This window comes from Streptomyces physcomitrii (genome assembly GCF_012273655.1).
In the GTDB taxonomy this organism is placed as follows: Bacteria; Actinomycetota; Actinomycetes; order Streptomycetales; family Streptomycetaceae; genus Streptomyces; species Streptomyces physcomitrii.
In genome coordinates this window covers 396,890-422,794 of sequence record NZ_JAAWWP010000001.1, presented here as the reverse complement: position 1 = coordinate 422,794, position 25,905 = coordinate 396,890, and the positions used below count along the sequence as shown (strand labels likewise).

The window sequence follows — 25,905 nt, the reverse complement described above, 5'->3', positions numbered from 1 at the left end:
TTCGGCGAGATGGATCATAACTTTCCGCGCGCGTGCATGGATCGGAACAGGTCCGGTGCACGGCAGCACGATGGGGGCGCATGCCGTGTCGGCCCCGTCCAGCTTTCGGGTGCCGTCGCTCATGGAGATCTCCTAGGCTCGGAGGATGACCTCAGCTCCGCAGCCGGTTCCGCCGACTTTTCCCCGTCAGCATGCCCGTACCCTGCGTTTCTCACTCGGGGCGCCCCGGGCCTTCACGGTGGCTCCGGACGGCGGCCATGTCGCCTTCCTGCGCTCCCGATCCGGCACCGACCGGGCCCAGTTGCTCTGGGTCGTGGACACCGCCACCGGTGAGGAGCGCATCGCCGCAGATCCGGTGGCGCTGCTCGGCACCGCGGCCGAGGAGCTCTCCGCCGAGGAGCGTGCGCGCCGGGAGCGCAGCCGCGAGTCGAGCGCCGGGATCGTCGGCTACGCCACCGACGCCGCCGCCGAGATCGCCGCCTTCGCGCTCTCCGGGCGCCTCTTCACGGCGGAGCTGCGCGCCGGTACGGCCCGTGAACTCCCCGCCCCGGGACCGGTGATCGACCCGCGCCCCTCCCCGGACGGCAGGCACGTGGCCTACGTCAGCGGCGGCGCCCTGCGGGTGGCCCCGCTCACCGGCGCCGAGGACGCCCCCGGCGACCGGGCGCTCGCCGAGCCGGAGGCGGAGCAAGTGACCCACGGGCTCGCGGAGTTCATCGCCGCCGAGGAGATGGGGCGCACCCGGGGCTTCTGGTGGTCCCCCGACTCCACCCGGCTGCTGGTCGCCCGGGTCGACGAGTCCCCGGTGCGGCGCTGGTGGATCGCCGACCCCGCGCACCCGGACAAGGAGCCGGTGAGCGTGCGCTACCCGGCGGCCGGCACCCCCAACGCCGAGGTCCGCCTCTTCGTCACCGGCCTGGACGGCAGCCGCACCGAGGTGGACTGGGACCGCGGGCGCTACCCGTATCTCGCCCGGGTGCACTGGTCGGCGGCCGGGGCGCCGCTGCTCCTCGTCCAATCCCGTGACCAGCGCAGTCAACTGCACCTGGCGGTGGACCCGGACGGGGGTTCGACCCGGATGGTGCACGCGGACGAGGACGCGGATTGGCTGGAACTGCTCCCCGGGGTGCCCTGCTGGTCCCCGAGCGGGCAGCTGGTCCGGATCGCCGACGAGGGCGGGGCGCGGGTGCTCACCGTCGGCGAACGCGCCCTGACCGGCGCACAGTTGCACCTGCGCGCGGTGCTCGACGTCGGCGCGGACGACGTGCTGGTGAGCGCCTCGGCGGGCGAGGAGGCACCGGAGCCGGAGATCGGCGAGGTGCACGTCTACCGGGTCAGCGAACTCGGCGTGGAGCGCCTCTCCCAGGAGCCGGGGGTGCACTGGGCGGTGCGCTCCGGCGCGGTCACCGTCCTGGTCTCGGCGCGGCTCGCGGAGCCCGGCGCCGAGGTGCGGATCCTGCGGGACGGCAAGCGCACGGCGGGCATCTCCTCGTACCCGGACCGGCCGGTGCTCAGCCCGCGGGTGCGGCTGCTGCACGCCGGCGCGCGGAAGATCCCGTGCGCCGTGCTGCTGCCCTCCGACTGGCGCGAGGGCGACGGGCCGCTGCCGGTGCTGCTCGACCCCTACGGCGGTCCGCACGGCCAGCGCGTCCAGGCGGCGCACAACGCCTATCTGACCTCCCAGTGGTTCGCCGACCAGGGCTTCGCGGTGCTGGTCGCGGACGGCCGGGGCACCCCGGGCCGCAGCCCCGCCTGGGAGAAGTCGGTACGGGACCGGCTCGCGGAGGTGGTGCTCCAGGACCAGGTGGACGCGCTGCACGCGCTGGCCGGGGAGTTCCCCTTCGACCTGGGGCGGGTGGGGATCCGCGGCTGGTCCTTCGGCGGCTATCTGGCGGGCCTGGCCGCGCTCAGGCGCCCCGATGTCTTCCACGCCGCGGTGGTCGGCGCCCCGGTCACCGATCTGCGCCTGTACGACACCCACTACCAGGAGCGCTACCTCGGCGACCCCGGCGCGCAGCCCGAGGTGTACACCGCCAACTCGCTCATCGGCGACGAGGGCCTGGTCGGCGCCGCCGCGGAGCACTGCCCGATGATGATCGTGCACGGTCTCGCCGACGACAACGTGGTGGTCGCGCACAGCCTGCGGCTCTCCTCCGCGCTGCTCGCCCAGGGCCGCCCGCACGAGGTGCTGCCGCTCTCCGGGGTCACCCACATGACCCCGCAGGAACAGGTGGCGGAGAACCTGCTCCTCCTCCAAGTGGACTTCCTCAAGCGGTCCTTGGGCGGTAGGGCATAGCCCGTATCCGGTAGCCGCCGCTGCGCCGGCGGCCGTATCCGCGACCGTACGAAAGGCGACCGGCCGGGGCGTGATCGCGCCCCGGCCGGTCTACGGCACCCGCACGGCCGTACACCGACGAGCGTGGACGGCGGGTATATCGGAGCCGCGACGCGGCGGTTGCACCCGTGTTAAGGGATACCGCCGCCGCTCCCGCCCCCGGCGCCGCCCTCCTCGGTGCCCCCTGTGCCCCCTGTGCGTCCTGTGCCTCCGGTGTCCGCGGCGTCCCCCGTGCCCCCGGTGTCCCCCGGCACGATCTGCCGCTCCTCCGCGAAGTGGCAGGCCGAGTCGTGCGCGGCCGGGCCGCTGACATGGCGGAACTCGGCGGGCACCGCGAGCGCCGGGACCTCCAGGGCGCAGCGCTCCTGGGCCTTCCAGCAGCGGGTGCGGAAGCGGCAGCCGGAGGGCGGATGGGCCGGTGAGGGCACGTCCCCGGAGAGCAGGATGCGCGCCCGGGCCTCCCGCATCCCCGGGTCGGGCACCGGCACCGCGGAGAGCAGCGCCTGGGTGTACGGATGCGTGGGGTGCTCGTAGATCTCGGTGTCGGTGCCGGTCTCGACGATGCGGCCGAGGTACATCACGGCCACCCGCTCGGAGATGTGGCGCACGATGGACAGGTCGTGGGCGATGAAGACGTAGGAGAGGTCGAACTCGTCCTGGAGGCGTTCCATCAGGTTGATGACCTGGGCCTGCACGGAGACGTCGAGGGCGGAGACCGGTTCGTCGGCGACGATGATCTCCGGGCGCAGGGCGAGCCCGCGGGCGATGCCGATGCGCTGGCGCTGGCCGCCGGAGAACTGGTGTGGATAGCGGTTCAGGTACTCCGGGTTGAGGCCGACCACGTCGAGGAGTTCGCGCACCCGCTGCCGCCGGGAGCCCTTGGGGGCCGCCTCGGGGTGGATCTCGTAGGGCTCGCCGATGATGTCGCCGACCGTCATTCGGGGGTTGAGCGAGGTGTAGGGGTCCTGGAAGACCATCTGGATGTTGCGGCGGACCGCCTTGAGGGCGCGGCCGGAGAGCTTGGTGACGTCCTCGCCCTTGTAGCGGATGGTGCCCCGGGTCGGCTCCTCCAGGTGGACCAGCATCCGGGCGACGGTGGACTTGCCGCAGCCCGATTCGCCGACGATGCCGAGGGTCTCGCCGTGCCCGAGGTCGAAGTCGACCCCGTCCACCGCCTTGACCGCGCCGATCTGGCGCTTGAAGAGGATGCCCTGGGTCAGCGGGAAGTGCTTGACCAGTCCGCGGACTTCGAGGATCGGCTCCCGGTCGGGCCCGCCGCGCCGGGCGTCCCGGGCGGCCTCGCCGGGGGCCTTGTCGAGGAGGTCCCCGGCCGTGGCGCCGGTGGCCGGGGCGCTCTCGCGGGGGTGCGCGTCACCGTGCGGCGTCATCGAGGGTCTCCTTCCAGAAGTGGCAGGCGCTGCCCCGCCCGGCGGAGACCCGGTGCAGCGGCGGCTCCTCGCGGACGCAGACCTCCTGGGCCCTCGGGCAGCGCGGGTGGAAGGCGCAGCCGGGCGGGATGTGCATGAGGTTCGGCGGCAGCCCCTTGATCGCGTAGAGCTCCTGCCCCTTCTGGTCGAGGCGGGGGATCGATTCGAGCAGGCCCTTGGTGTACGGGTGGGCGGGCGCCCGGTAGATGTCGTGGACCGGGGCGGACTCGACGATGCGGCCCGCGTACATCACCGCGATGCGATCGGCGACGTCGGCGACCACCCCGAGGTCGTGGGTGATGAGGATGAGGCCCATCCGCAGCTCGCGCTGGAGTTCCGCGAGGAGTTCCATCACCTGGGCCTGCACGGTGACGTCGAGGGCGGTGGTCGGCTCGTCCGCGATGATCAGCGCGGGTTCCAGGGCGAGCGCCATGGCGATCATGATCCGCTGGCGCATGCCGCCGGAGAACTGGTGCGGGTACTGCCGTACGCGCTCCTTGGCGGCCGGGATGCGCACCCGGTCCATCAGCTCGACGGCGCGGGCCCGGGCGTCCTTCTTCGACATGCCGCGGTGCACCACGAACATCTCGCCGAGCTGGTCGCCCACGCTCAGCACCGGGTTGAGCGAGGAGAGCGCGTCCTGGAAGATCATCGCCATCTGCGCGCCGCGCACCGTACGCCGCTTCTTCTCCGGCATGGTCAGCAGGTTCTCGCCCTGGAAGAGGATCTCGCCGCCGGTGATGCGCCCGGGCGGGCTGTCCAGGATGCCCATCACGGCCTGCGCGGTCACCGACTTGCCGGAGCCGGACTCGCCGAGCACCGCGAGCGTCTCCCCCTTGTCGACCGCGTAGCTGACGCCGTTGACGGCCCGCGAGATCCCCTCCCGCATCCGGAACTGCACCTGCAGATCGCGTACTTCCAGCAGCATGGCCCGCTCCTCAGCGCAGCTTGGGGTCGAGGGCGTCGCGCACCGCGTCGCCGAGCATGATGAAGGCCAGCACGGTGATCGCGAGCGCGCCGGCGGGCCAGAGCAGGGCGTGCGGGGCGGTGCGGATGATCTGCGAGGCCGAGGAGATGTCGATGCCCCAGCTGACGGTCGGCGGCTTCAGCCCGACACCGAGGTAGGAGAGCGTGGCCTCCAGGGCGATGTACGTGCCGAGCGCGATGGTGGCCACCACGATGACCGGGGCGACCGCGTTCGGGGTGATGTGCCGCAGCAGCATCCGGGAGTTGGAGGCGCCCAGCGCCCGCGCCGCCTGGACGTAGTCGTTCTGCTTGGCGGTGATCACCGCGCCGCGGGCGATGCGGGAGATCTGCGGCCAGCCGAGCAGCACGATGAAGCCGATCACCGGCCAGACCGTCGAGCTGGTCACCACCGAGAGCAGCACCAGTCCGCCGAGGACCACCGGGATGGCGAAGAAGATGTCGGTGACCCGGGAGAGGATCGCGTCCCAGAAGCCGCCGAAGAACCCGGCGAGCCCGCCGAGCACCGAGCCGAGGAGCGCGACCCCGAGGGTGGCGCAGACGCCGACGGTCACCGAGGCGCGGGCCCCGTAGACGGTACGGGTGTACACATCGCAGCCCTGGCCGTCGAAGCCGAAGGGGTGGCCCGGCGCCGAGCCCTTCTGCGCGTTGGCGAGGTCGCAGTCGAGGGGGTCGCGGGAGGCGATCAGCGAGGGCCACAGCGAGATGACGACCAGGAAGAGGATGATCAGCGCCGAGATCAGGAAGACCGGGTTGCGGCGCAGGTCCCGCCAGGCGTCCGACCACAGGCTGCGCGGCTTGGCCTCGGGCCCGGTGCCGTCGGGGCCGGGCCGCTTCTCCAGCGAGGCGCCCTCCTCGGCGGCCAGGTCCATGGCGCCGCCCATGCCGGTGGGCGCCATCGCGGAGTCCTCGGGCACGCCGCCGGCCGGTCCGTGCTCAGACATAGCGGATCCTCGGGTCGAGTACGGCGTACAGGAGGTCGACGAGCAGATTCGCCACCAGGAAGACCAGGACCAGGACGGTCACGAAGCCGACCACGGTCTGGGTGTTCTGCCGCAGGATGCCCTGGTAGAGCTGGTAGCCGACGCCGTGGATGTTGAAGATGCGCTCGGTGACGATGGCCCCGCCCATCAGGGCGCCGATGTCGGTGCCGATGAAGGTGACCACCGGGATCAGCGAGTTGCGCAGCAGGTGCCGGACGACCACCCGGCGCCGCGGCACCCCCTTGGCGATGGCGGTGCGGATGTAGTCCGCGCGGCGGTTCTCGGCGATCGAGGTGCGGGTGAGGCGGGTGACGTAGGCCAGCGAGAGGGAGGCGAGCACCAGGCCGGGGACGAGCAGTTCGGAGAATTCGGCGTCGGTGGAGACGGCCGGTTTGATCCAGCCCCATTTGACGCCGAGCAGGAGTTGCAGCAGGAGCCCGGTGACGAAGGTCGGGATGGAGATCACCACCAGGGTGGCGAGCAGCACCCCGGTGTCCACCGGCCGGCCGCGGCGCAGTCCGGTGACCACGCCGAGGGTGATGCCGACGACCAGCTCGATGAGGATCGCGATCAGGGTCAGCCGGGCGGTGATCGGCCAGGAGTCCGCCATCAGCTCGGTGACCTGCTGCCCGTTGAAGGCGGTGCCGAGGTCGCCGGTGAAGACATTGCCCATGTACGTCAGGTATTGCTGCCAGACCGGTTTGTCGAGCCCGAACTCCTTGCGCAGCTGGGCGGCGGTCGCCGGATCGCACTGCCGGTCGCCGCAGAGCCCCGCGATGGGGTCGCCCATCACGTTGACCATGAGGAAGATCAGCAGGGTGGCGCCGATGAAGACCGGGATCATCTGCAGCAGGCGCCGGATCACATAACGTCCCATGAGGGCTCCGGTTTTGGTGGCCGCGGCTGTCGGTTCCCATGGCCGCGGAGGTGGCCGCGGCCCGGCGCGCACGGGCGCCGGGCCGGGGGCCGCCGGGGGTCAGCCGACCTTGATCTCGTTGTAGACCGGCACGCTGAACGGGTTGAGGGCGACGTCGGAGACCCGGTCCGAGTAGCCCGCGCTGCCGTTCTGGTACCAGAGCGGGATGGCGGCCATGTTGTCCCGCACGACCTCTTCGGCCTGCTGGAACTTCTTCACCGCGGCGGCGGCGTCGGACTCGGCGTTGGCCTCGTTGACGAGCTTGTCGAACTCCTTGTTGGACCACTTGCCGTCGTTGGAGGAGGCGTTGGTGTAGTACAGCGGCTGCAGGAAGTTCTGGATCAGCGGGTAGTCCATCTGCCAGCCCGCCCGGAAGGGGCCGTCCATCTTCTGCTGCGAGGTCTTGTTGCGGAAGTCGGCGAAGGTGCCGGTCGGGTTGCCGACGCAGGCCTTGGACTGGCCGAGCGCCTTGTTGATGCTGTTGCAGACCGCGTCGACCCAGTCCTTGTGGCTGCCGGTGTCGGCGTTGTAGCCGATCTTGACCTGGCCGCCGGGGAGACCGCCGCCCTCCTTGACCAGCTTCCTGGCCTCGGCGGGCTTGTAGTCGCAGGCGTCCCCGCACAGGCCGGGCTTGTAGCCGCCGTCCTCGCCGAGCACCGGGGAGGTCCAGTCGGTGGCCGGGGTGCGGGTCTTCTGGAAGATGGTCTCGGTGATCTGCTTGCGGTTGATCGCCATCGACAGGCCCTTGCGGAGCTTGGCGCCCTTGGCGTCGTCCGGCCAGTCCTTGTCGTAGAAGGGGAAGGCCAGGGTCTGGATGATGCCCGCGGGGGTGTTCAGGTACCGGTCGCCGAGGTCGGCCCGGACATTGCGCAGCTGGGCCGCGGGCACGTCGTCGACGAGGTCGAGGTTGCCCGCCGTCAGGTCGGTGTAGGCGGTGTTGTTGTCGGTGTAGACCTTGAGGTCCACGCCGTCGTTCCGCGCCTTGTCCGAGCCCGGGTACTTCGCCCACTTGCGCAGCGACATCTGCGAGCCCTTGCGGTAGGACCGCACGGTGTACGGGCCGTTGCCGACCGGCTTCTTCACCCAGGCCGCGTGGTTCTTGAAGAAGGCCTGCGGCAGCGGGGCGAAGGCGGCGTAGCCGAGGGTCTCCGGCCAGGTGGAGAACTTCTGGTTGAGCTTGACGGTGAAGGTGCGCGGCCCGGTCGCCTTGAGCCCGGAGAGGGTGTCGGCGCTCTGCTTGCCGGACTCCGGGTGCACCTTCTCGTAGCCCTCGATATAGCCGAAGAAGTACGCGTTCTTCTGGTTGTTCTTCAGGCTGGCGCCGTAGTTCCAGGCGTCGACGAAGGACTTCGCGGTGACCTTCTCGCCGTTGGAGAAGGTCCAGCCGTCCTTGACGGTGACCGTGAAGGTGGTCGAGTCCTTGGTCGCGAACTTCTCCGCGAGCATGTCCTCGGCCTTGCCCGTCTTCGGGTCGTAGCGCTTGAGCCCCCGGAAGATCATGTCCATGACCTTGCCGCCCTGCACCTCGTTGGTGTTGGCGGGCTCCAGCGGATTCTGCGGGTCACCCCAGGAGGACCGCACCACACCGTCCCCGCCGCCCCCTCCCCCGCCGCCGCCGCTGTCGTCACCGCCACCACAGGCGGTCGCGGCGAGCGCGACAGCCACCGCACCCGCGGCCCACTTGGCGTGACTCGCTCCACGCATGGAGTGCCTCCTCGGAAGTCCCACTACTGCTTAGGGCAAATATTGCGGTACGTCAGCTTTCGCGCACTTTCGGGCGGGCCGGATGGGCGGTGGGGGGGGGAGGTCACCCGGAGCCACCGCGCGGCTCGCTGACACCGCGTTAATCCGTGGCCCGGGCATGGAGGGCTTGCGAGACTGGCGGGGTCGGAGTGAGGGCCGCGACCGGTCTCCGGCATCCGGCTCCACACCGCCGACGCCCGCGACCGCGTCCCCACCCGGAGGAGAGCCCATGCCCCCGACCCGCCGCGTCGCCCTCCTCGGCGGCGGCTTCTCCGAGGACCCCGACACCCTGCTCGACGACTGGGCGCTGGGTCTGACCGGCGCCGACCGCCCCCGCGTCTGCTTCCTGCCGACGGCCAGCGGCGACGCGGCCGGATACATCGAGAAGTTCACCGCCGCCTTCGACCCGGCCACCCGCGCCTGTGAGCCCTCCGTCCTCTCCCTCTTCCGCCGCGACACCCGCGACCTCCGCGAAGTGCTCCTCTCCCAGGACCTGATCTACGTCGGCGGCGGCAGCACCGCGAACCTGCTCGCCCTGTGGCGCCTGCACGGTCTCGGCCCGCTGTTGCGCGAGGCATACGAGGCGGGCGTACTGCTCTGCGGCATCAGCGCCGGCGCCTGCTGCTGGTTCACCGCCTGCCTCACCGACTCCTTCGGCCCGCCCTCCCCGCTCCACGACGGCCTCGCCCTGCTGCCGGACGCCTTCTGCCCGCACTACGACAGCGAGCCGGAGCGCCGCCCCGCCCTGCACGAGGCGGTACGCACCGGGGCGCTGCCCGCCACCTGGGCCCTGGACGACAACACCGGAGCCCTCTTCCGCGAGGGAGAGCCGGCCGAAGTCGTCGCGCGTGAGGAGGGCGCAGGGCTGTGTCGGGTCGTTCGGAGGGGGGACGGGGTGGTGGAGTTCTCGTATTCCGGCCACTTGCTCACGGCAACGGTCTCGCCGGGGTAAGGGGAGAAGACCTGCGTGCACACGGAAATGTGTTCCGGAGTGCGCATCCGGGCAATGGCCGGAACCCGGCGCATTACCCGAGTGGAAATCATGCCGCCTGCAATAAATACCCTTCGCGCACAGGAAATTGTCAGTCGCGTCACGCCCGGCGAACGGGCGCACTTCCCGGGTAACCAGCGAGTTACTGTGAAGCATGCGATTCGGGGTGCTGGGCCCATTGGAGGTGCGGACCGATCTGGGGCGGCCGGTTCGGGTCCCCGAGGTCAAGGTCCGCACCCTGCTCGCCGGTCTGCTCGCCCATCAGGGGCATGTGGTCTCCGCCGACCAGCTGATCGAGGTGCTGTGGGGCGGGGCCGCGCTGCCCGCCAATCCGACCGCCTCCCTCCAGGCGAAGGTCTCCCAGCTGCGGCGCGCCCTGGAGGACGCCGAGCCCGGCGCGCGCGAACTCGTCCAGCACCGGCCCCCCGGCTACGTACTGCGCGCCCCGGACGAGGCGGTGGACGCCGGTCAGTTCCGCGCGCTGCTGGCCCGCTCGCGTACGGCCGCCGATCCGCGCGGCAAGGCGGCGGTGCTCTCGGACGCGCTGGCGCTGTGGCGGGGGCCCGCCTTCGCCGACTTCACCCGGGACTCCTTCGTACGGACCGCCGTGGCGAGCCTCGACGAGGCCCGGCTCACCGCGATCGAGGAGCACGCGGAGGCCCGGCTCGAACTCGGTGAGCACAGCCTGGTGGTGGAGGAGCTGACCCCGGTGGTGACCGCGCACCCGCTGCGCGAACGGCTGCGCAGGGCGCAGATGCACGCCCTGCACCGGGCCGGGCGCTCCGTGGAGGCGCTGGACAGCTACACCGATCTGCGCCGCCGGCTCCGCGAGGAACTGGGCCTGGTGCCCGGCGCCGCGATCGACGCCCTGCAGCAGGCCATCCTGAGGCAGGACCCCGGGCTCCAGGACAGCGCGCCCGCCGCCGAACCGGCGGTCCGCGCCCGTACCAACCTCCCCGATCCGGTGAACCCCCTGGTCGGCCGGGAGCAGGCGCTCGCCGACGGCAGGCGGCTCATCCGGCCGCACCGGCTGGTCACCCTCACCGGCGCCGGCGGGGTGGGCAAGACCCGGCTCGCGCTCGCCGTGGCGGGCGGGCTGACCGCCGAATTCCCCGACGGCGTCTGGCTGGTGGAGCTGGCGGGGGCGGGGGCGGCCGACGATCCGGTCACCGCCGAGGACCTCGCGCGGCGGGTGATGACGGTCCTCGGCATCCGCGAGGAGTCCGAGGGCGCCGGTCCGGTCGCCTCCTTACAGGGCCCGGCCGAGCGGCTGGCGCAGACCGTCGCCCCGCGCAGGCTGCTCCTGGTGCTCGACAACTGCGAACACGTGGTGGACGCGGTGGCCGGGCTCGTCGACCGGCTGCTCGCGAGCGGCCGCGGGGTGAAGGTCCTCGCGACCAGTCAGGAGCCGCTGCGGGTCAGCGGCGAGACGGTCTGGGCGGTGCCGCCGCTGGAACTCCCCGCCCGGGACGAACCGGCCCACCTGGAGCGCTCCAGCGCCGTGCAGCTGTTCGTGGCCCGCGCCGCGGCGGCCGACCCCTCCTTCGTCCTGGACGCCGACTCCGCGCCCAGCGTGGCGGCCGTCTGCCGCCGCCTCGACGGCATCCCGCTCGCCCTGGAGCTGGCGGCGACCCGGGTGCGCGCCCTCGGGGTCCGTGAACTGCTCGCCCGCCTCGACGACCGCTTCCAGATCCTCAACAGCGGCTACCGCGGCGCCCCGCCGCGCCAGCAGACCCTGCAGGCCACCATCGACTGGAGCTGGAGCCTGCTCAGCCCGCAGGAGCAGGTGGTGCTCCGCCGTCTCGCGGTGCACGCCGAGGGCTGCGCGCTGAGCGCTGCCGAGGAGCTCTCCGCAGGCGGCGGGATGCCCCGCGCGGAGGTCGTCGACATCCTGGCCCGGCTGGTGGACCGCTCGCTGGTGGTCCGCTCCGACGGGCCGACGGCGGCCCGCTTCCGGCTCCTGGAATCCGTCTGGGTGTACGCGCAGCGCAGGCTCCAGGAGTCGGGGGAGGCCGAGGAGATCGCCGTGTGCCACGCCCGGTACTACACCGAGCTGGCCGAACGCGCCCGCCCGCGGCTGCACGGACCGGGCCAGCAGAACCGGCTGCGCCTGCTCGCCGCGGAGGCGGCCAACTTCCGGCAGGCCCTGGAGACCGCCAAGCGCACCGGCGCCGCCCCGCTGGCCCTGCGGATCGTCAACGCCCTCGCCTGGTACTGGTTCCTCAGCGGGCGACTCGGCGAAGCCTGCCGCTTCCTGGCCTGCGCGCTGGAGACCGAGGGACCGGCGCCCGCCGTCGCCACGGCCGAGGCGGCGACCTGGGGCGAGGGCTTCCGGCTGCTGCTCGGCGAGGGCGAGCCGGACGAGGAGTGCGACCGGGCGGGCCGCACCGGCTCCGCGGAGCGCACGGTGGGGCGGGCCAGGGCGGAGTGGTTCCTCGGCTTCGCCCAGTGGGAGGTCGGCAACTCGGCGGCGAGCGAGGAGCATGTGAACCGCGCCCTGCTCGACTTCCGCGCCCTGCAGGACCCCTGGGGAGTGGCCGCCGCGCTGAACAGCAGGGCGGCCCTCGCCATGGCGCGCGGGGATCTGGCGGCGCTGCGGGACAACGCCCTGGAGGCCCGGGCCCAGTTCGACCGGCTCGGCGATGTCTGGGGGCAGTTGAAGGCGGCCGAGGCGCTGGGCGTGCACGCCGAGATCACCGCGGACTACGAGCGGGCCGCCGCCCTGCACCGGGAGGGCCTGCGGATGGCGCAGTCCCTGGAACTCTGGTCGGAGGTCTCCCGCCAGCTGTCCGGTCTCGGCCGGATCGCCCTGCTGTCGGGGCGGCACGCGGCGGCGGAGGAGTTCCACCGGCGGGCGCTGCGTCTCGCCGTGGAGCAGGGGAACCAGCCCGCGGCGCAGATGGCCGAGCTGGGCCTGGCCCTCGGCGCCCGCCGCCAGGGCGAACTGGACACCGCCGAGACCCATCTGACGCCCTGGCGCGAGTGGAACGCCAGCCGGGGAGCCAGCAACGGGCTCGCGCTGGTGCTGGCCGAACTCGGCTTCGCCGCCGAGCTGCGCGGGGACGCCGACGCCGCGCTCACCCTGCACCGCGAGGGCCTGACCGCTGCCCTCGCCACCGAGGACGCGCGGGCGGTGGCCCTGGCCCTGGAGGGACTCGCGGGCGCCCACGCCCTGGCCGGACGGCCGCGGCGCGCGGCCCGCCTGCTCGGCACCGCCTCCTCGACCCGGGCGCGGGCCGGGGCGCCGCTGCCCCTGGCGGAGCGCCGGGACGTCGAGCGGATCGGCGCCCGCGCCGAGGCGGAGCTGGGCGCGGTCTACGCCGCCGAGTTCGCCGCGGGCGCGGCGGTGGACCATCTCACCGCCGCGCACGCCGAACAGGAGCCCTCCGCCGCTCTGGTCGAGGAGGGGGCGGGAGCGGCTCGGGCACCTCGGCCGAGGTGAGCCCGCGCCTGTCCCGCGGGGGGGATCAGGCCGCGGACTCGTCGGTCCAGATGCGGCTGCTCAGGTCGGTGCCGCGCAGCACCTGGACGCGCCAGGGCTCGATGCGCAGCACGTCGTACTTGGGGTCCTCGGGGCCTCCGCGCCAGAAGTTGAGCGGGTTGTAGCCGACGCCCGCGGGGCTGCCCTTGCGGTAGAGGTCCCAGGAGTAGCGCTTAGTCTCCGGGTCGTCGACCCAGCGCGAGACGCTGTCGACGAACACGGCGTTCTGGTTGGGGCTCCAGTACGAATAGGTGGTGTGCGGATTGTTCGCGAGGTGCGCCACCTTGACCGGGGTCTTGTACGCCGCGAGCCAGCCGACCGGCTTTCCGTCGACCGTCTCCCAGATGGGCAGCAGCACGCGTGCGCGGGGACGGTTCTTCTTGTCCACCGTGATCATCGTGCAGTAGACGATCTCCTGAATGTACTGGACGAACTTGTCCTCGATCTCGGCGAATGTTCTCACTTTTGCAGCAGCCATCGCGATACCTCGAAAATCAGGTGGATAAAAAGGCGCACTTCCTGCCCGCGCGATCCAGCATGCCTCACGGTTTCCCCGTTCAGAAGAAGGCACTTTGAAGTCACCGACTCACTGCGGAGAAACCGCGAGGCATGCCCCGGCGGTTCAGTCCTGCCAGACACCGTCCGCGGCGGCGGACTTCGCGAAGTCGGCGAAATCGCGCGGCGGGCGGCCGAGAATCCGCTCGACCGTCGGGGTGGTGGCGGTGTTGTGGTTGTCCCTGATCTGGGCGACCAGGTCGGCCACGAAGAGCGCGTAGTCCGCCGGGACCTCGTAGGAGACGAGTTCGTCCACGTACTCCTGGTGGTCCACGGGCACGTAGCGGATCTCGCGGCCGCTCGCCTCGGAGAGCAGGGCCGCCGCCTCGGCGAGGCTGAGCGAGGCGGGGCCGCTCAGTTCGTGGATCTGCCCCTGGTGGCCGTCCTCCAGGAGGGCCGCCGCCGCCACCTCCGCCACGTCGCCCGCGTCGACGAAGGGCTCGCGGCCCTGACCGGCGGGCAGCCGCAGCTCCCCGGCGAGTACGGCGTCGAACAGGACGCCCTCGTCGAAGTTCTGGAAGAACCAGTTCGGGCGCAGGATGGTCCACTCGGCGCCGGACTCGCGCACCGCGCCCTCCCCCGCCTTCAGGTCCTTGCCGCCGACCAGTCCGTGCACCCGCGCCTGCAGCAGGACCAGGCGTTCGACGCCCTGCGCCACGGCCTGCTCGGCGAGCGCCCGGATCTGGGTCTCGGCGTCCCACTGACCGGGCTTGTCCTGCAGGTCCACCACATAGGCGGCGCGCACGCCGGTGAAGGCCGGCGCCCAGGTGCTCCGGTCGTCCCAGTCGAAGCGGACCTCCCCGGAGCGGCTGGCCGCGCGGACCTCGGCGCCCCTGGCGCGCAGCGTGCTGACGAGTCGCCGGCCGGTCTTGCCCGTACCGCCCAGAACCAGGATCCCGTTGTTGGCCATGTGCGTTCTTCCCGTCTCGAAATGGCCCGGGGGCACCCGCGCGAGTCGGGTGCCCCCGGCTGTCGCGGCTCAGAGGAAGGGCGTGTCCGGAGCCAGGCCGAGGAGGGCCCGCCCGTGCACTTCCTGGTTGGTGGTGAAGGCGAACAGGGCGTGCAGCGCGAGTCCGCGCAGGTCCCGGTGGAAGCGCTGGAAGGGCACGTCCCGCATGATCACCGAGGCGCCGCTCGCCTCGAACAGCTCGTCCACCGCCTCCTTGGCGAGCTGGATCGCGTAACCGGCCTTGCCGCGGACCGCCGCGCGCTCCTCGATCGAGGGCTGGGTGCCCGCGTCGGCGTGCCGCTGGATCAGCTCCAGCCAGGTCGACTGGAGCGCCTCGGCCGCGGAGATCTTGTTCGCGGCCGTGGCGACCTGGATCTGGGTGAGCGGCGACTGGCTCTGGTCGGCCCAGGAGGTGTACGTGATGCCGCGTCCCGGCAGCCGCTCCAGGAACAGTTCGAAGGCGCCGCGGGCGATGCCGAGGTAGGCGGAGGCGCCCTGGGCCATGAAGAACGGGATGAAGGCGTAATTACGGCCGGTGGCACCGGTGTTGCTGCGGTCACCGGTGGTGCCGCCGAGCACGTCGAGCAGGCTGACCACCCGCCGGGCGGGGACCTTCACCCCGGTGGCGGTCACCGTGGAGCTGCCGGTGCCCGAGGCGGCGGCGGCATGCCAGTCGTCGGCGATCTCCAGCTCGGAGAGGGGCACCAGGGCGGCGTGCGGCACCGGGGTGCCGTCCTCGGCGGGGAGGATCGAGGCGAGCAGGGCCCAGCCGGCGCCGCGGCAGCCCGACATCCACTTCCAGCTGCCGCTCAGCGAGAAGCCGCCGTCCTCGGGGGTCAGTACGCCGGTCGGGGAGAAGCCGGTGGAGACCCGGGCCGTCCCCCGGGCGTAGACCTCCTGCTGGGTCTCGTCGGGGAAGAGGCTCGGCACCCAGGAGCTGGACACCCAGATCATGGCGACCCAGCCGGTGGCCGTGTCGGCGCGGGAGATCTCGCTCAGCACCCGGACCTGGTCGGCGACCGGGGCCTCCAGACCGCCGAAGCGCTTCGGCACGCCCAGGCGGAACACCCCGCTCTTTTCGAGGAGTTCGATGTTCTCGTCCGGGAGCCAACGGCGCTCCTCGGACTCCTTCGCACTGTCCCGGAACCGGGTGGCGAGGGCCTTGACTTCCTCGAATACCGCAGCAACCGCGCTGTCGGTCGTGGTCATCCTGCCTCCTCAGAGATTTACGTCCGGGCGTATTTCCGGAACGGATTCACGAATCGTGGGATGCGCGGCTCACATTCTTGCGAGCGGCACTCTCACGCCGGTAATCCGAAAATCTCAGGGCCGGATGACGAAAAATGACCGGGCGGTGGGCCCGGCCATTTCGGAGAAGGACGGCAGCAGGAGAACGGGCATCGCCCCAGGCACGGGGGATGTGCGCCTGGGGCAATGCGTCCGCGGTGCCCGCGCGGCGGGCGGGGCGTCAGGAGGTGGTCTTGACCGACTCCATGACCGGACCGCCGTCCGCCACCGGGGCGTCGGGCGTGGTGGTGGACTTGTTCCGCAGGCCGAAGGCGCTGATGAACGCGGCGAGCAGGGCCGCGCCGAGCGGCACGATCAGGCCGATGCGGTAGCCGTCGAGGATGGCGTCCGGCGAGGCGCCGTCGGTGGCCGCCTCGCTGACCGCGGTGACGGAGGACAGGCCGAGCGCGGCACCGAACTGGAAGCAGGTGTAGAGGAGTCCGCCGGCGACGCCCTGCTCCTCCTCCGCGATGCCCTCGGTGGCGACGATGGTCAGCGGACCGTAGGCCAGCGAGAAGGCGAGGCCGAGGATGAGCAGGCTCGGGAACATCATCATGTACGTCCAGTCCAGCTGCAGCGGCAGGAACAGGGCGTACGACAGGGCCGCGAGGACCAGGCCGCCGAAGATGACCCGGGCGTTGCCGAACTTCTCCACCAGCTTCGGGGTCAGGGTCGGCGAGAGCACCGCGTCGATGCCGATGACCATCATCGCGAAGCTGGTCTCCAGGGTGGACCAGCCGCGCAGTTCCTGGAGGTAGAGGACGGCGACGAACTGGAAGCCGAAGAAGCCGGCGGCGAAGAGCAGCCCCGCGAGGTTGGCGCGCAGCAGCGAACCGGTGCGCAGGATGCCGAGGCGCACCAGCGGCGCCGCGGACTTGCGCTCGGTCAGGGTGAAGGCCACGAAGAAGACGAGGCCGGCGGCGACGCAGAGCAGGGTCTGCCACAGGTCCGCGTGCGCGGCGCGCTCGACGGCGAGGACCATCAGCACGATGGCCGCGGTGACGGTGACCGCGCCGGTGACGTCCACCGGCTGGCCGTCGCGCCCGGGGCGCGGGGACTTGGGGATGAGGGCGAGCGCGGCGATGAGGATGATCACCGAGAGGATGACCGGGGCGAAGAAGACCCAGCGCCAGTCGACCGCGGCCAGCAGACCGCCGAGGACCAGGCCGATGGAGAAGCCGCCCGCCGCGGTGCCGGAGTAGACCAGGAGCGCCTTGTTGCGCTGGGGGCCCTCCGCGAAGCTGGTGGTGATGATGGACAGGCCCGCGGGCGTCATGAACGCCGCCGCGACACCGGTCACGAAGCGGGCGACCAGGAGCATCCAGCCCTCGGTGGCGATACCGCCGAGTCCGGAGAAGAGCAGGAAGACGGTCAGCCAGAAGACGAACATCTGACGGCGGCCGAAGAGGTCCGCCGCGCGTCCGCCGAGCAGCATGAAGCCGCCGTAGCCGAGGACGTAGGCGCTCATGACCCACTGGAGGGTGCCGGTCGACAGGTCGAGGTCGGCACGGATCGAGGGCAGCGCCACGTTGAGCATGGCGACGTCGACGCCTTCGAGGAAGATCGCACCGCAGAGCACGAACAGCACGCCCCAGGCGCGCCCACTCATGCGTTCGGTGCCGCTGCTCGATGGAGATTGCGGTGTGGACACGGGAATGGCTCCTTGTCGGAGAACGGAGAAGGGAACACCGGTAAACGCCGTACGGCGTTCGGCGCGACAGAAAAAGGGGAGGGCGCTAAGGGGTGGTTCCCACTTGTAACCACGTGCATCTTCCGGCAGGCTGAATGCTTATGGAAGAAGGCACTTTAAAGTCACCGACTCACTGCACGGGTACCGACGACGACTACGAGGTGATGCAGTGGGACACCCGCCAGGGCTGTGAGGTCCGGCAGATCCTCGACCGGGTGGCCGACAAGTGGTCACTGCTCGTCATCGCGCTGCTGGACCGGCGCACCCTGCGCTTCTCCGAACTGCGCAGGCAGATCGAGGGGATCAGCCAGCGCATGCTGACCGTGACGCTCCGTCAACTGGAGCGCGACGGGCTGGTTCTGCGCACGGTCTACCCGGTGGTCCCGCCCCGGGTGGACTACGAGCTGACCCAGCTGGGCGTGACCCTCCACGACACCATCCGCAGCCTGGTCGTGTGGACGGAGGAACACCAGAACGAGATCGCCGCCGCCCGCGCCCAGTACGACGCCAAGGCGGAACGGGAGGTGGCCGCCTCCTGACCGCGATAACCGTGGAAATTACCCGCCGATTACCGGGCAGTGGTCAGCCGATGGTCACTGCTCGGTAATTTTCCGAACTGACGGTCCGGTGTTCATTCGGACAGAAAGCACGTTCGGAGGTAATTCATGGCTCCCGCTCTCCAGGATTCACCGGGCCTCCTCGGGACCGTGCGGGAGGTGGTGCCGCTGCTCAGAGAGCACGGGCGCGCGGCGGAGGAGCAGGGGCGGATCCCGCGGGAGAGCCTGCGGGCCCTGGAGCGGGCCGGGGTCTTCCGCATGGCGGTGCCCGAGCGCTTCGGCGGACTCGGGCTGCCGCTGGCCGAACAGGCGCGGGTGGTGGGCGAGGTCGCCCGGGGCTGCCCGGCCTCCGGCTGGAACCTGACCGGCTGGCTCACCGGCACGGTGATGGCCGGGCTCTACCCGGACGCCGTGCAGGAGGAGGTCTTCGCGGGCGGCTCGGTGCGGGTGTCCGTGGGCTTCGCGCCGACCGGCACCGTGCGCGAGGCGGCCGGCGGCCATCTGCTGAGCGGCCGATGGAACTACAACTCCGGTGTGCACGCGGCCGATTGGGACTGCCTGGCCGCCGTACGCCCGGGACCGGACGGCACCGAGGAGGAGTTCTTCGTCCTGGTGCCGGCCCGGGAGCTGTCCCTCGTCGAGGACTGGGACGTCTCCGCCGCCCGCGGCACCGGAAGCGTGACGGCCGTCGCCGAGGACGTCTTCGTTCCGGCGGAGCGGGTCGCCTCCTACGAGGAGGTCACCCTCGGCACCACCGGCGGCCGGTGGAACGCGCAGACCGCGGGCCGCGACTACGGCGTGGTCGCCTTCGTCATGGGGCTGTACGCGTCCATGGCGCTCGGGCTGGCGCGGGGCGCCCAGGAGCTCTTCCTGGAGCGGCTGCCGGGGCGCGGCATCACCTACACCGACTGGGACGACCAGCGCGCCCACCCGCTGACGCAGCGGCAGGTCGCCCTCGCCGCGAACAAGATCACGGCGGGTGCGGCGCTCACCGAGGAGGTGCTCGCCCTGCTCCAGCGGCGGGCGGACGCGGGCGAGCAGCCGTCCACCGAGGAGAAGGCCCTGGTGCGCGGCCGGGCCGCGTTCGCCGCCTCGCTCGCCAAGGAGGCCGTGGAGGTGCTCCACTCCGCGAGTGGGGCCTCGGTCATCAAGCGCTCGGTGCCGCTGCAGCGCTTCCACCGGGACATGCTGGCCTTCTCGCTGCACGCCCTCGGCCAGATCGACACCAATATGGAGATCCAGGGCCGGGTACTGCTCGGACTCACCCCGGGCACCGAGATCCTCTGAACTCCCGTACGCCGCACCGGACTCGACAGCCGGCTGCCCCTCCGCACCGGGGCAGCCGGCTGTCCTCTCGGGGGACGTCGGGGCGGCCCGCCGCCACGGGGGCGGGCACCCCGACGGCCCCTAGCCGGGCGGGAAATGACCCTCCTGGACGAAGAAGTCGACGTAGGTGGCGAAGAGTTCCTCGGTGAGGGGCGGGCAGGCCACGCCGGTGCCCGCCAGGGCCGCCTCGGTCTCGGAGGTGTCGAGGGCCGGGTAGAAGGCGTCGGTGTCCCCGGTCATCATCTCGAAGGCGTGCAGCAGCGGCAGCAGGGCGTTCTCCTTGTCCGCCTCTACGGCGGCGCGCCAGCCGGACCGGTCGGTCTCCGCCAGGGTGTAGCCGCGGGCGCGCAGATGGCGCACGCAGTCGTCGAGGCCGAGGGAACTGCGGTTGAACAGGTGGAAGGTGCCCCCGGCCGCCGCGGGCCGGGCCGCGATCCCGAGGACGGCGGCGCTGACGTAGTCCACCGGCAGCAGATGGAAGCGGCCCCCGGTCCCGGCGGGCGCGGCCCCGGCCTGGATCAGCCCCTTGAGGCTCAGCCAGACGAAGTCCCGTGTCTGGCAGGCCCCGTTGACCTGGTCGCCGGAGATGACGTCCACCCGGTAGACGGAGACCGGCAGCCCCCGCTCCCGGGCGAGCGCGATGTTCTGCTCCGCCACCCACTTGCTGCGCAGATAGCCGCTCGGCAGCACCTCGGCGGGCCCGGTCGGGTCGGTGACCTTCAGCGGTACGCCCTCGGTGACCGGCCCGGCGAAGACGCCGACCGTGGAGATGTGGTGGACCGGCACGGTCCGGTGCCGGGCGGCGAGCCGCAGCACCTCCTCGGTACCGCCCACATTGGCCGCGCGCAGCGCCTCGTACGGGTGCAGCCAGTGCACGGTGGCGCCCGCGTGGTAGACGACGTCCACGGTGCGGGCGAGGGAGTCGAAGGCCTCCTCGGTCAGGCCGAGGCGTTCCTCGGCGAGGTCGCCGACGTGCACGGTGAGCCGGTCCTCGTCGATCTCGTCCCAGACCCGGTACCAGCTCAGGCTCTCCCGCAGCCGCGCGTACGCCGCCTGCTCGTCGGCGCCGCGGACCAGGCAGTGCACGGTGGCCCCGGTGCCGCGCATCAGGTCGCGCAGCAGGAAGGCGCCGAGGAAGCCGCTGGCGCCGGTGAGCAGCACCTGCCGCGGGTCCACCGCGGTGCGGACGACCTCGGCCGCCGGGCGGATGTCCTCGGCGAGGCGGATGTCGGCCGCGTAGTCGGTGGCCTCCGGCGCGGACTCGGCCGCCCCGGGCCCGAGTTCGTCGGTCAGGCGGCGGGCCAGGGTGTGCGGGGTGGGGTGGTCGAAGACCAGGGTGGCCGACAGCTTCCGGCCGGTCAGCGCCGCGAGGCGGTTGCGCAGTTCCACCGAGGTCAGCGAGTCGAAGCCGAGCTGGGGGAAGGCGCGGTCGCCGTCGATGGCCTCGGTGCCACCCCTGCCGAGCACCCGCGCGATCTCCGTGCGCACCGCCGCGAGGACCGTCTCGTACCGCTCCCGCTCATCGAGCCCGGCCAGGCTCTCGGCGAGCGGGGCCGCCGCGTCCTCGGTCCCCTGGGCGCGGGCGCGGCGGGTGACCCGGGCGAGCGTGCGCAGCACCGCGGGGATCTCCGGCTGCCGGCGCAGGACCGGCAGGTCGAGCGGGGTCAGGACGCGGTACGGGTCGCCGGAGGCGAGGGCCAGGTCGAAGAGGGCCGGGCCCCGCTCGGAGGCGACCGCGCGGAAGCCGCTGCGGGCGATGCGCCGGAGGTCGGTCTCGGTGAGCCCGCCCGTCAGCCCGGAGGCCTGGGCCCACAGCCCCCAGGCCAGCGAGGCGGCGGGCAGCCCGCGGGCGGCGCGGTGCCGGGCCAGCGCGTCCAGGTAGGAGTTGGCGGCGGCGTAGGTCGACTGGCCGGGGCCGCCCACCACGGCGGCGATCGAGGAGAACAGGACGAAGGCCGTCAGCCCCGCGCCCTCGGTGAGGCGGTGCAGATGCCAGGCCGCGTCCGCCTTCGGGGCGAGGACACCGGCGAGGCGTCCGGGGGTCTGCGCGCCGATGAGCCCGTCGTCGAGGACACCGGCGGTGTGCACGACCCCGCGCAGCGGATGCGCGGCGTCCACGGAGCCGAGCAGGTCCGCGAGCGCCGCCGGGTCGGAGACGTCGCAGGCGGCCAGGGTCACCGAGGCGCCGAGCGCGGTGAGTTCCTCCCGCAGGGCGTCGGCGCCCTGGGCGGCGGCCCCGCGCCTGCTGACCAGGAGCAGATGGCGGATCCCGTGGGTGCGTACCAGGTGCCGGGCGAACAGGGCGCCCAGGGAGCCGGTGCCGCCGGTGACCAGGACGGTGCCCTCGGGGTCCCACACCGGGCCGGTGGCCGCCGGCGCTCCGGACGGCCGGACCAGGGCGGGCAGCAGGACGGTGTGCGCCCCGCCCGCGCCGGTACGGATCGCGGCCTGAGGTTCCCCGGAGCGCACCAGCGCGCCCAGGGTGGCGGTGAGCGCCGGGTCCGTGAAGGAGGGGACATCGGCCAGGACGAAGCGGCCGGGGGACTCGGACTGGGCGGAGCGCAGCAGCCCCCAGGCCGCCGCCGCGGCGAGGTCGGCCGGGTCCTCGCCCTCCTGCGCGCCGACCGCGCCGGAGGTGACGAACACCAGGGGGACCTCGGCGAGTTCGTCCCGCTCCAGCCACCGTCCGGCCAGTTCCAGGGCGCGTCCGAGGGTCTCGCGCAGCGCCTCGGGGCCCTCGGTGCCGGGCCGGGTGGCCAGGTCGCAGCGGACCGCGCCGAGCGGCTCGCGCGCATGGGCGGCGGCGACGGCGGGCAGGTCGGGGTGGTCCGGCGAGCCGAGCACCGCCCAGCGCAGCGGCTCGGCGGGGGCGAGCGGCCGGGCCGCCCAGTCCAGGCGGAACAGGGCGTCCTGGCCCCGGGCGCCCGCCGCGGCCCGGGCGGCGGCGTCGGCGGGGCGCGGCACGACCGCCTCGGCCTCGGCCACCGGGCGGCCCGCCGGATCGGTGAGGCGCAGGGTCCGGCCGCCGTCGTGCCGCGGGCCGAGGTGGGCGCGTACCGCGGCGGCCCCGCTCGCGTGCAGCCGCAGGCCGCGCCAGGCGGAGACCTCCGCGGGCGGCTCGGGGGCTTCGGGGGCGAGCAGGGGGCTCAGCGCCGCTTCGAGGAGGAGCGGGTGGATCCCGAACCGCTCGGCGGAGGCGGCGAGTTCACCGCTCAGGCTCAGCTCCGCGAAGAGTTCCCCGCCGCGTCGCCACCAGCGGGTACGGACCTCGGATTCCGGTTCCGGGGCATCGTCCGGGGCGTCGTCCGGGGTGTCGGCCGAGGTCCCCGGGGACACCGGCTCGGCCTCCGCCGGGGGCCAGTTGGTGTCGGGGGCTGACGGCTGCTCCCCGAGCGCGGCGATGCTCAGCAGGCCGCGGGCGTGGCGGGTCCACGGGGCGTCGCCCTCCTCCGGGCGGGCGTGCACGGTGAGTCCGCGCCGCCCGTCCTCGCCGGGTGCGCCGACCCTGACCTGCAACTGGAGCGCGCCCGCGGCGGGCAGCAACAGCGGTTCCTGGACGGTGAGTTCGTCGAGCGCGGTGCAGCCCAGCTCGTCACCGGCCCGGATCGCCAGCTCGGCGAGGACGGAGTGCGGCACCGGGGAGTCCGGCCCGCTCGCGCCCAGCCAGGGGTGGGTGCGCGGGGAGAGCCGTCCGGTCAGCAGGGCCTCGTCGCCGTCGCCGAGCAGCAGCGCGGTGCCGAGCAGCGGGTGTCCGGCCTCGGTGAGCCCGAGCCCGGCGGCGTCGGGCGCCGTGGTGGCGGCCGGGTCCACCCAGTACCGCGTGCGCTGGAAGGCGTAGGTGGGCAGTGGGACCTGACGGGCCCCGGTACCGGCGAAGAAGCGCGCCCAGTCCACCCGTACGCCCTTGTGGTGCAGTGCGGTGAGTCCTTCGACCAGGGTGGCGGCCTCGGGTCGGCCGCGCCGCTGGAGCGCGAGGTGGGTGTTGACCGGGCGTCCGGCGAGCACCGCGCGGGCGAGGGCGGTCAGGGTGCTGTCCGGGCCGATCTCGACGAAGTCGCGTACGCCCTGCTCGTACAGGCCGGTGACCGCGTCGGCGAAGCGGACCGGCTGCCGGATCTGCCGCACCCAGTAGTCCGCCGACCTCAGCTCCTCGCCTTCGGCGAGCCGTCCGGTCACCGTCGACACCACCGGCACACCCACCGACCCGTACGACACCCCCTTCGCCACCGAACGGAACTCCTCCAACACCGGCTCCATCAACGGCGAATGGAAAGCGTGCGAGACCGACAACCGCTTGGTCCGGTGGCCCGACTCGGCGAGCGCGTCGGTGAGTTGGAGGACGGCCGCCTCCTCACCGGAGACCACCACCGACTCGGGCCCGTTCACGGCCGCGATGTCCACCCGGCCCTCGAACTCCCCCATACGGGAACGGACTTCGGCCTCACCCGCGCCGACCGACACCATCGCGCCGCCGGCGGGCAGGGACTGCATCAACGCCCCTCGCGCCACCACCAACCGCGCCGCATCCTCCAGACTCAACACACCCGACACATACGCCGCCACCAACTCCCCCACCGAATGCCCCGCCACAAACCCCGGCACCACACCCCACGACTCCACCAACCGGAACAACGCCACCTCGAACACGAACAACCCCGGCTGCACGAACTCCGTCGCATCCACCAACTCCGCACCCACCGAACCCACTTCGGCCCACACCACCTCCCCCAACGACCGACCCAACAACGGATCCACCACCGCACACACCTCATCCCACGCAGCAGCGAACACCGGATACGAGACATACAACTCACGCCCCATCCCCAACCGCTGCGCCCCCTGACCCGAGAACACCAACCCCACCGAACCCACCGACCGCACACCGCCGGCCACACCGATCGGCGACTCGGCGGCAGCCAGCGCCGCCAAGCCCTCGGCCAACTCCGCGCCCGAACCGCCCGAGACCACACCCCGTACCTCGAACACCCCGCGCCCCGACAGCAGCGAGTAGGCGACATCGGCGGGGTCCAGCCCGGGACGGGCGGCGAGGTGGTCGAGCAGCCGCCGGGCCTGTGCACGCAACGCCTCCTCGCCCCGGGCGGAGAGGAACCAGGGGATGACCGGGAGCGCGCCGGTCCCGGCCGCGTCCCGGGTGTCCGAGGTGGCGGGAGCCGGGGTGCCTGCCGTGGCGAGGGCTGGGGTGCCCGACGTGGCGGGAGCCGAGGCATCCGCCAGGACAGGGGCTGGGGTCTCCTCGGGTGCTTCGAGGACGACATGGGCGTTGGTGCCGCTCACGCCGAAGGCGGAGACGGCGGCGCGGCGCGGGCCCGAGGGGCGCTCGGGCCAGGGGCGGGCCTCGGTCAGCAGTTCCACCGCGCCCGCCGACCAGTCCACCATCGGCGTCGGCTCGTCCACATGCAACGTCCTCGGCAGTACGCCGTGCCGCATCGCCTGCACCATCTTGATGACGCCGCCCACCCCGGCGGCGGCGACGGTGTGCCCGATGTTGGACTTCAACGAGCCCAGCCACAGGGGCTGTTCACGCTCCTGGCCGTACGTCGCCAGCAAGGCCTGCGCCTCGATGGGGTCACCCAGCTTCGTACCGGTGCCATGCGCCTCCACCGCGTCCACATCCGCCGCCGACAGCTCCGCAGCAGCCAACGCCTGCTGGATGACGCGCTCTTGAGCCGGACCGTTCGGCGCCGTCAGACCATTGCTCGCACCGTCCTGGTTCACCGCACTGCCCCGCACCACCGCCAGCACCCGATGCCCATGACGCCGCGCATCCGACAACCGCTCCACCAGCAGCAACCCCACACCCTCCGACCACGACGTACCGTCGGCGGCCGCCGCGAAGGACTTGATGCGGCCGTCGGGGGCCAGGCCCTTCTGGCGGGAGAAGTCCACGAAACCGCCGGGGGTGGCGGTGACGGTGGCGCCGCCCGCGAGCGCGAGGTCGCACTCGCCGCCCCGCAGCGCGTTCACCGCGAGGTGCAGGGCGACCAGGGAGGAGGAGCAGGCCGTGTCGACGGAGACCGCGGGGCCTTCGAGACCGAGGGTGTAGGCGATACGGCCGGAGGCGACGCTGCTGAGCTTGCCGGTCATCAGATAGCCCTCGAACTCCTCGGGGCCTTCGAGACCGAGGTAGCTCTGCTCCACGACCCCGGCGAAGACACCCGTACGGCTGCCCTTGAGGGTGGCCGGGTCGAGCCCCGCGTCCTCCAGGGCCTCCCAGGCGGTCTCCAGGAGGACGCGCTGCTGCGGGTCCATGGCCTGGGCCTCGCGGGGCGAGATGCCGAAGAAGTCGGCGTCGAAGAGGGCCGCGTCGTGGAGGAAGCCGCCCTCGCGGGTGTAGGAGGTGCCCGGGTCGGCGGGGTCGGAGCTGTAGAGCGCGTCGAGGTCCCAGCCGCGGTCGGTGGGGAAGGGGGTGATGGCGTCCCGGCCGTCCGCGACGAGCTGCCACAGGTCGTCCGGGGAGGCGACCCCGCCGGGGAAGCGGCAGGCCATGCCCACGATCGCGATCGGCTCGCCACCGGCCGACTCCAGCTCGCCGATGCGGGCGCGCGCCTTCTGCAGGTCCTCGGTCACCCACTTCAGATAGTCGACCAGCTTCTGTTCCCGGGACTGGGCCGGCTGCTGCGCGGAAGAAGTCTCAGCGGACATGCGGAATCAGTCTCTCCT

Annotated in this window: 15 protein-coding genes; 5 read left to right on the top strand and 10 right to left on the bottom strand. The window is 72.5% G+C overall.

All coding sequences use genetic code 11. The annotated features are described in order from the left end of the window. Positions 1–145 precede the first annotated feature (145 nt). Positions 146–2,296 carry a S9 family peptidase gene (locus HFV08_RS01685; RefSeq protein ID WP_168535065.1) on the top strand — a complete coding sequence of 717 codons (2,151 nt, stop codon included), beginning with the start codon at positions 146–148 and terminating at the stop codon, positions 2,294–2,296. Between the two features lie 170 nt (positions 2,297–2,466). On the opposite strand, the gene HFV08_RS01680 is transcribed toward HFV08_RS01685, so the two are convergent. The 5 genes from HFV08_RS01680 to HFV08_RS01660 form a co-directional block, all read right to left on the bottom strand. Beyond that, positions 2,467–3,723, bottom strand: coding sequence for an ABC transporter ATP-binding protein (locus HFV08_RS01680; RefSeq protein WP_168535063.1), 1,257 nt, complete (start codon positions 3,721–3,723; stop codon positions 2,467–2,469). Continuing rightward, on the bottom strand, positions 3,707–4,690 hold the full coding sequence (locus HFV08_RS01675; RefSeq protein WP_168535061.1) for an ABC transporter ATP-binding protein: 984 nt from the start codon (positions 4,688–4,690) through the stop codon (positions 3,707–3,709). The genes HFV08_RS01680 and HFV08_RS01675 overlap by 17 nt, the downstream gene beginning before the upstream one ends. 10 nt (positions 4,691–4,700) lie before the next feature. Beyond that, positions 4,701–5,690, bottom strand: coding sequence for an ABC transporter permease (locus HFV08_RS01670; RefSeq protein WP_168535059.1), 990 nt, complete (start codon positions 5,688–5,690; stop codon positions 4,701–4,703). After that, positions 5,683–6,606, bottom strand: coding sequence for an ABC transporter permease (locus HFV08_RS01665; RefSeq protein WP_040248706.1), 924 nt, complete (start codon positions 6,604–6,606; stop codon positions 5,683–5,685). Before HFV08_RS01665 ends, HFV08_RS01670 begins: the two co-directional genes overlap by 8 nt. Positions 6,607–6,705: 99 nt before the next feature. Then, positions 6,706–8,349: a peptide ABC transporter substrate-binding protein gene (locus tag HFV08_RS01660; protein ID WP_168535057.1), complete on the bottom strand. Its 1,644-nt coding sequence runs from the start codon at positions 8,347–8,349 to the stop codon at positions 6,706–6,708. A gap of 268 nt (positions 8,350–8,617) precedes the next feature. Between HFV08_RS01660 and HFV08_RS01655 the strand changes: the two genes are divergently transcribed. Together HFV08_RS01655 and HFV08_RS01650 are read left to right on the top strand one after the other, a co-directional pair. Beyond that, positions 8,618–9,340, top strand: a complete 723-nt coding sequence (locus HFV08_RS01655) for a Type 1 glutamine amidotransferase-like domain-containing protein (RefSeq protein ID WP_168535055.1) — start codon at positions 8,618–8,620, stop codon at positions 9,338–9,340. 193 nt (positions 9,341–9,533) lie between these two features. Beyond that, positions 9,534–12,821 carry an AfsR/SARP family transcriptional regulator gene (locus HFV08_RS01650; protein WP_168535053.1) on the top strand — a complete coding sequence of 1,096 codons (3,288 nt, stop codon included), beginning with the start codon at positions 9,534–9,536 and terminating at the stop codon, positions 12,819–12,821. Between the two features lie 25 nt (positions 12,822–12,846). Here the strand turns inward: HFV08_RS01650 and HFV08_RS01645 are convergent, their stop codons facing one another. From HFV08_RS01645 to HFV08_RS01630, 4 genes are all read right to left on the bottom strand, one after another. Next, positions 12,847–13,338: a pyridoxamine 5'-phosphate oxidase family protein gene (locus HFV08_RS01645; protein WP_040248713.1), complete on the bottom strand. Its 492-nt coding sequence runs from the start codon at positions 13,336–13,338 to the stop codon at positions 12,847–12,849. Between the two features lie 144 nt (positions 13,339–13,482). Continuing rightward, entirely contained in the window at positions 13,483–14,325 is an 843-nt protein-coding gene (locus tag HFV08_RS01640; RefSeq protein ID WP_168535051.1) for an NAD(P)H-binding protein, read from the bottom strand. A gap of 69 nt (positions 14,326–14,394) precedes the next feature. Continuing rightward, positions 14,395–15,573 carry an acyl-CoA dehydrogenase family protein gene (locus tag HFV08_RS01635; protein WP_168535049.1) on the bottom strand — a complete coding sequence of 393 codons (1,179 nt, stop codon included), beginning with the start codon at positions 15,571–15,573 and terminating at the stop codon, positions 14,395–14,397. A gap of 259 nt (positions 15,574–15,832) precedes the next feature. Further along, positions 15,833–17,260 (bottom strand): MFS transporter, encoded by a 1,428-nt coding sequence (locus HFV08_RS01630; protein WP_168535643.1) that lies wholly within the window; start codon positions 17,258–17,260, stop codon positions 15,833–15,835. Between the two features lie 182 nt (positions 17,261–17,442). On the opposite strand from HFV08_RS01630, the gene HFV08_RS01625 reads away from it, so the two are divergent. Next, positions 17,443–17,880: a winged helix-turn-helix transcriptional regulator gene (locus HFV08_RS01625; protein ID WP_168535641.1), complete on the top strand. Its 438-nt coding sequence runs from the start codon at positions 17,443–17,445 to the stop codon at positions 17,878–17,880. Between the two features lie 126 nt (positions 17,881–18,006). Further along, on the top strand, positions 18,007–19,185 hold the full coding sequence (locus tag HFV08_RS01620; protein WP_168535047.1) for an acyl-CoA dehydrogenase family protein: 1,179 nt from the start codon (positions 18,007–18,009) through the stop codon (positions 19,183–19,185). 120 nt (positions 19,186–19,305) lie between these two features. Here HFV08_RS01620 and HFV08_RS01615 read toward each other — a convergent pair whose 3' ends face one another. After that, positions 19,306–25,887: a type I polyketide synthase gene (locus HFV08_RS01615; protein WP_168535045.1), complete on the bottom strand. Its 6,582-nt coding sequence runs from the start codon at positions 25,885–25,887 to the stop codon at positions 19,306–19,308. Between the last annotated feature and the right edge of the window lie 18 nt (positions 25,888–25,905).

Excerpts from the sequence above, each read along its gene's own strand:
- HFV08_RS01685 (WP_168535065.1), top strand. The coding sequence starts at position 146 with ATGACCTCAGCTCCGCAGCCGGTTCCGCCGACTTTTCCCCGTCAGCAT.
- HFV08_RS01680 (WP_168535063.1), bottom strand. The coding sequence starts at position 3,723 with ATGACGCCGCACGGTGACGCGCACCCCCGCGAGAGCGCCCCGGCCACC.
- HFV08_RS01675 (WP_168535061.1), bottom strand. The coding sequence starts at position 4,690 with ATGCTGCTGGAAGTACGCGATCTGCAGGTGCAGTTCCGGATGCGGGAG.
- HFV08_RS01670 (WP_168535059.1), bottom strand. The coding sequence starts at position 5,690 with ATGTCTGAGCACGGACCGGCCGGCGGCGTGCCCGAGGACTCCGCGATG.
- HFV08_RS01665 (WP_040248706.1), bottom strand. The coding sequence starts at position 6,606 with ATGGGACGTTATGTGATCCGGCGCCTGCTGCAGATGATCCCGGTCTTC.
- HFV08_RS01660 (WP_168535057.1), bottom strand. The coding sequence starts at position 8,349 with ATGCGTGGAGCGAGTCACGCCAAGTGGGCCGCGGGTGCGGTGGCTGTC.
- HFV08_RS01655 (WP_168535055.1), top strand. The coding sequence starts at position 8,618 with ATGCCCCCGACCCGCCGCGTCGCCCTCCTCGGCGGCGGCTTCTCCGAG.
- HFV08_RS01650 (WP_168535053.1), top strand. The coding sequence starts at position 9,534 with ATGCGATTCGGGGTGCTGGGCCCATTGGAGGTGCGGACCGATCTGGGG.
- HFV08_RS01645 (WP_040248713.1), bottom strand. The coding sequence starts at position 13,338 with ATGGCTGCTGCAAAAGTGAGAACATTCGCCGAGATCGAGGACAAGTTC.
- HFV08_RS01640 (WP_168535051.1), bottom strand. The coding sequence starts at position 14,325 with ATGGCCAACAACGGGATCCTGGTTCTGGGCGGTACGGGCAAGACCGGC.
- HFV08_RS01635 (WP_168535049.1), bottom strand. The coding sequence starts at position 15,573 with ATGACCACGACCGACAGCGCGGTTGCTGCGGTATTCGAGGAAGTCAAG.
- HFV08_RS01630 (WP_168535643.1), bottom strand. The coding sequence starts at position 17,260 with ATGAGTGGGCGCGCCTGGGGCGTGCTGTTCGTGCTCTGCGGTGCGATC.
- HFV08_RS01625 (WP_168535641.1), top strand. The coding sequence starts at position 17,443 with ATGGAAGAAGGCACTTTAAAGTCACCGACTCACTGCACGGGTACCGAC.
- HFV08_RS01620 (WP_168535047.1), top strand. The coding sequence starts at position 18,007 with ATGGCTCCCGCTCTCCAGGATTCACCGGGCCTCCTCGGGACCGTGCGG.
- HFV08_RS01615 (WP_168535045.1), bottom strand. The coding sequence starts at position 25,887 with ATGTCCGCTGAGACTTCTTCCGCGCAGCAGCCGGCCCAGTCCCGGGAA.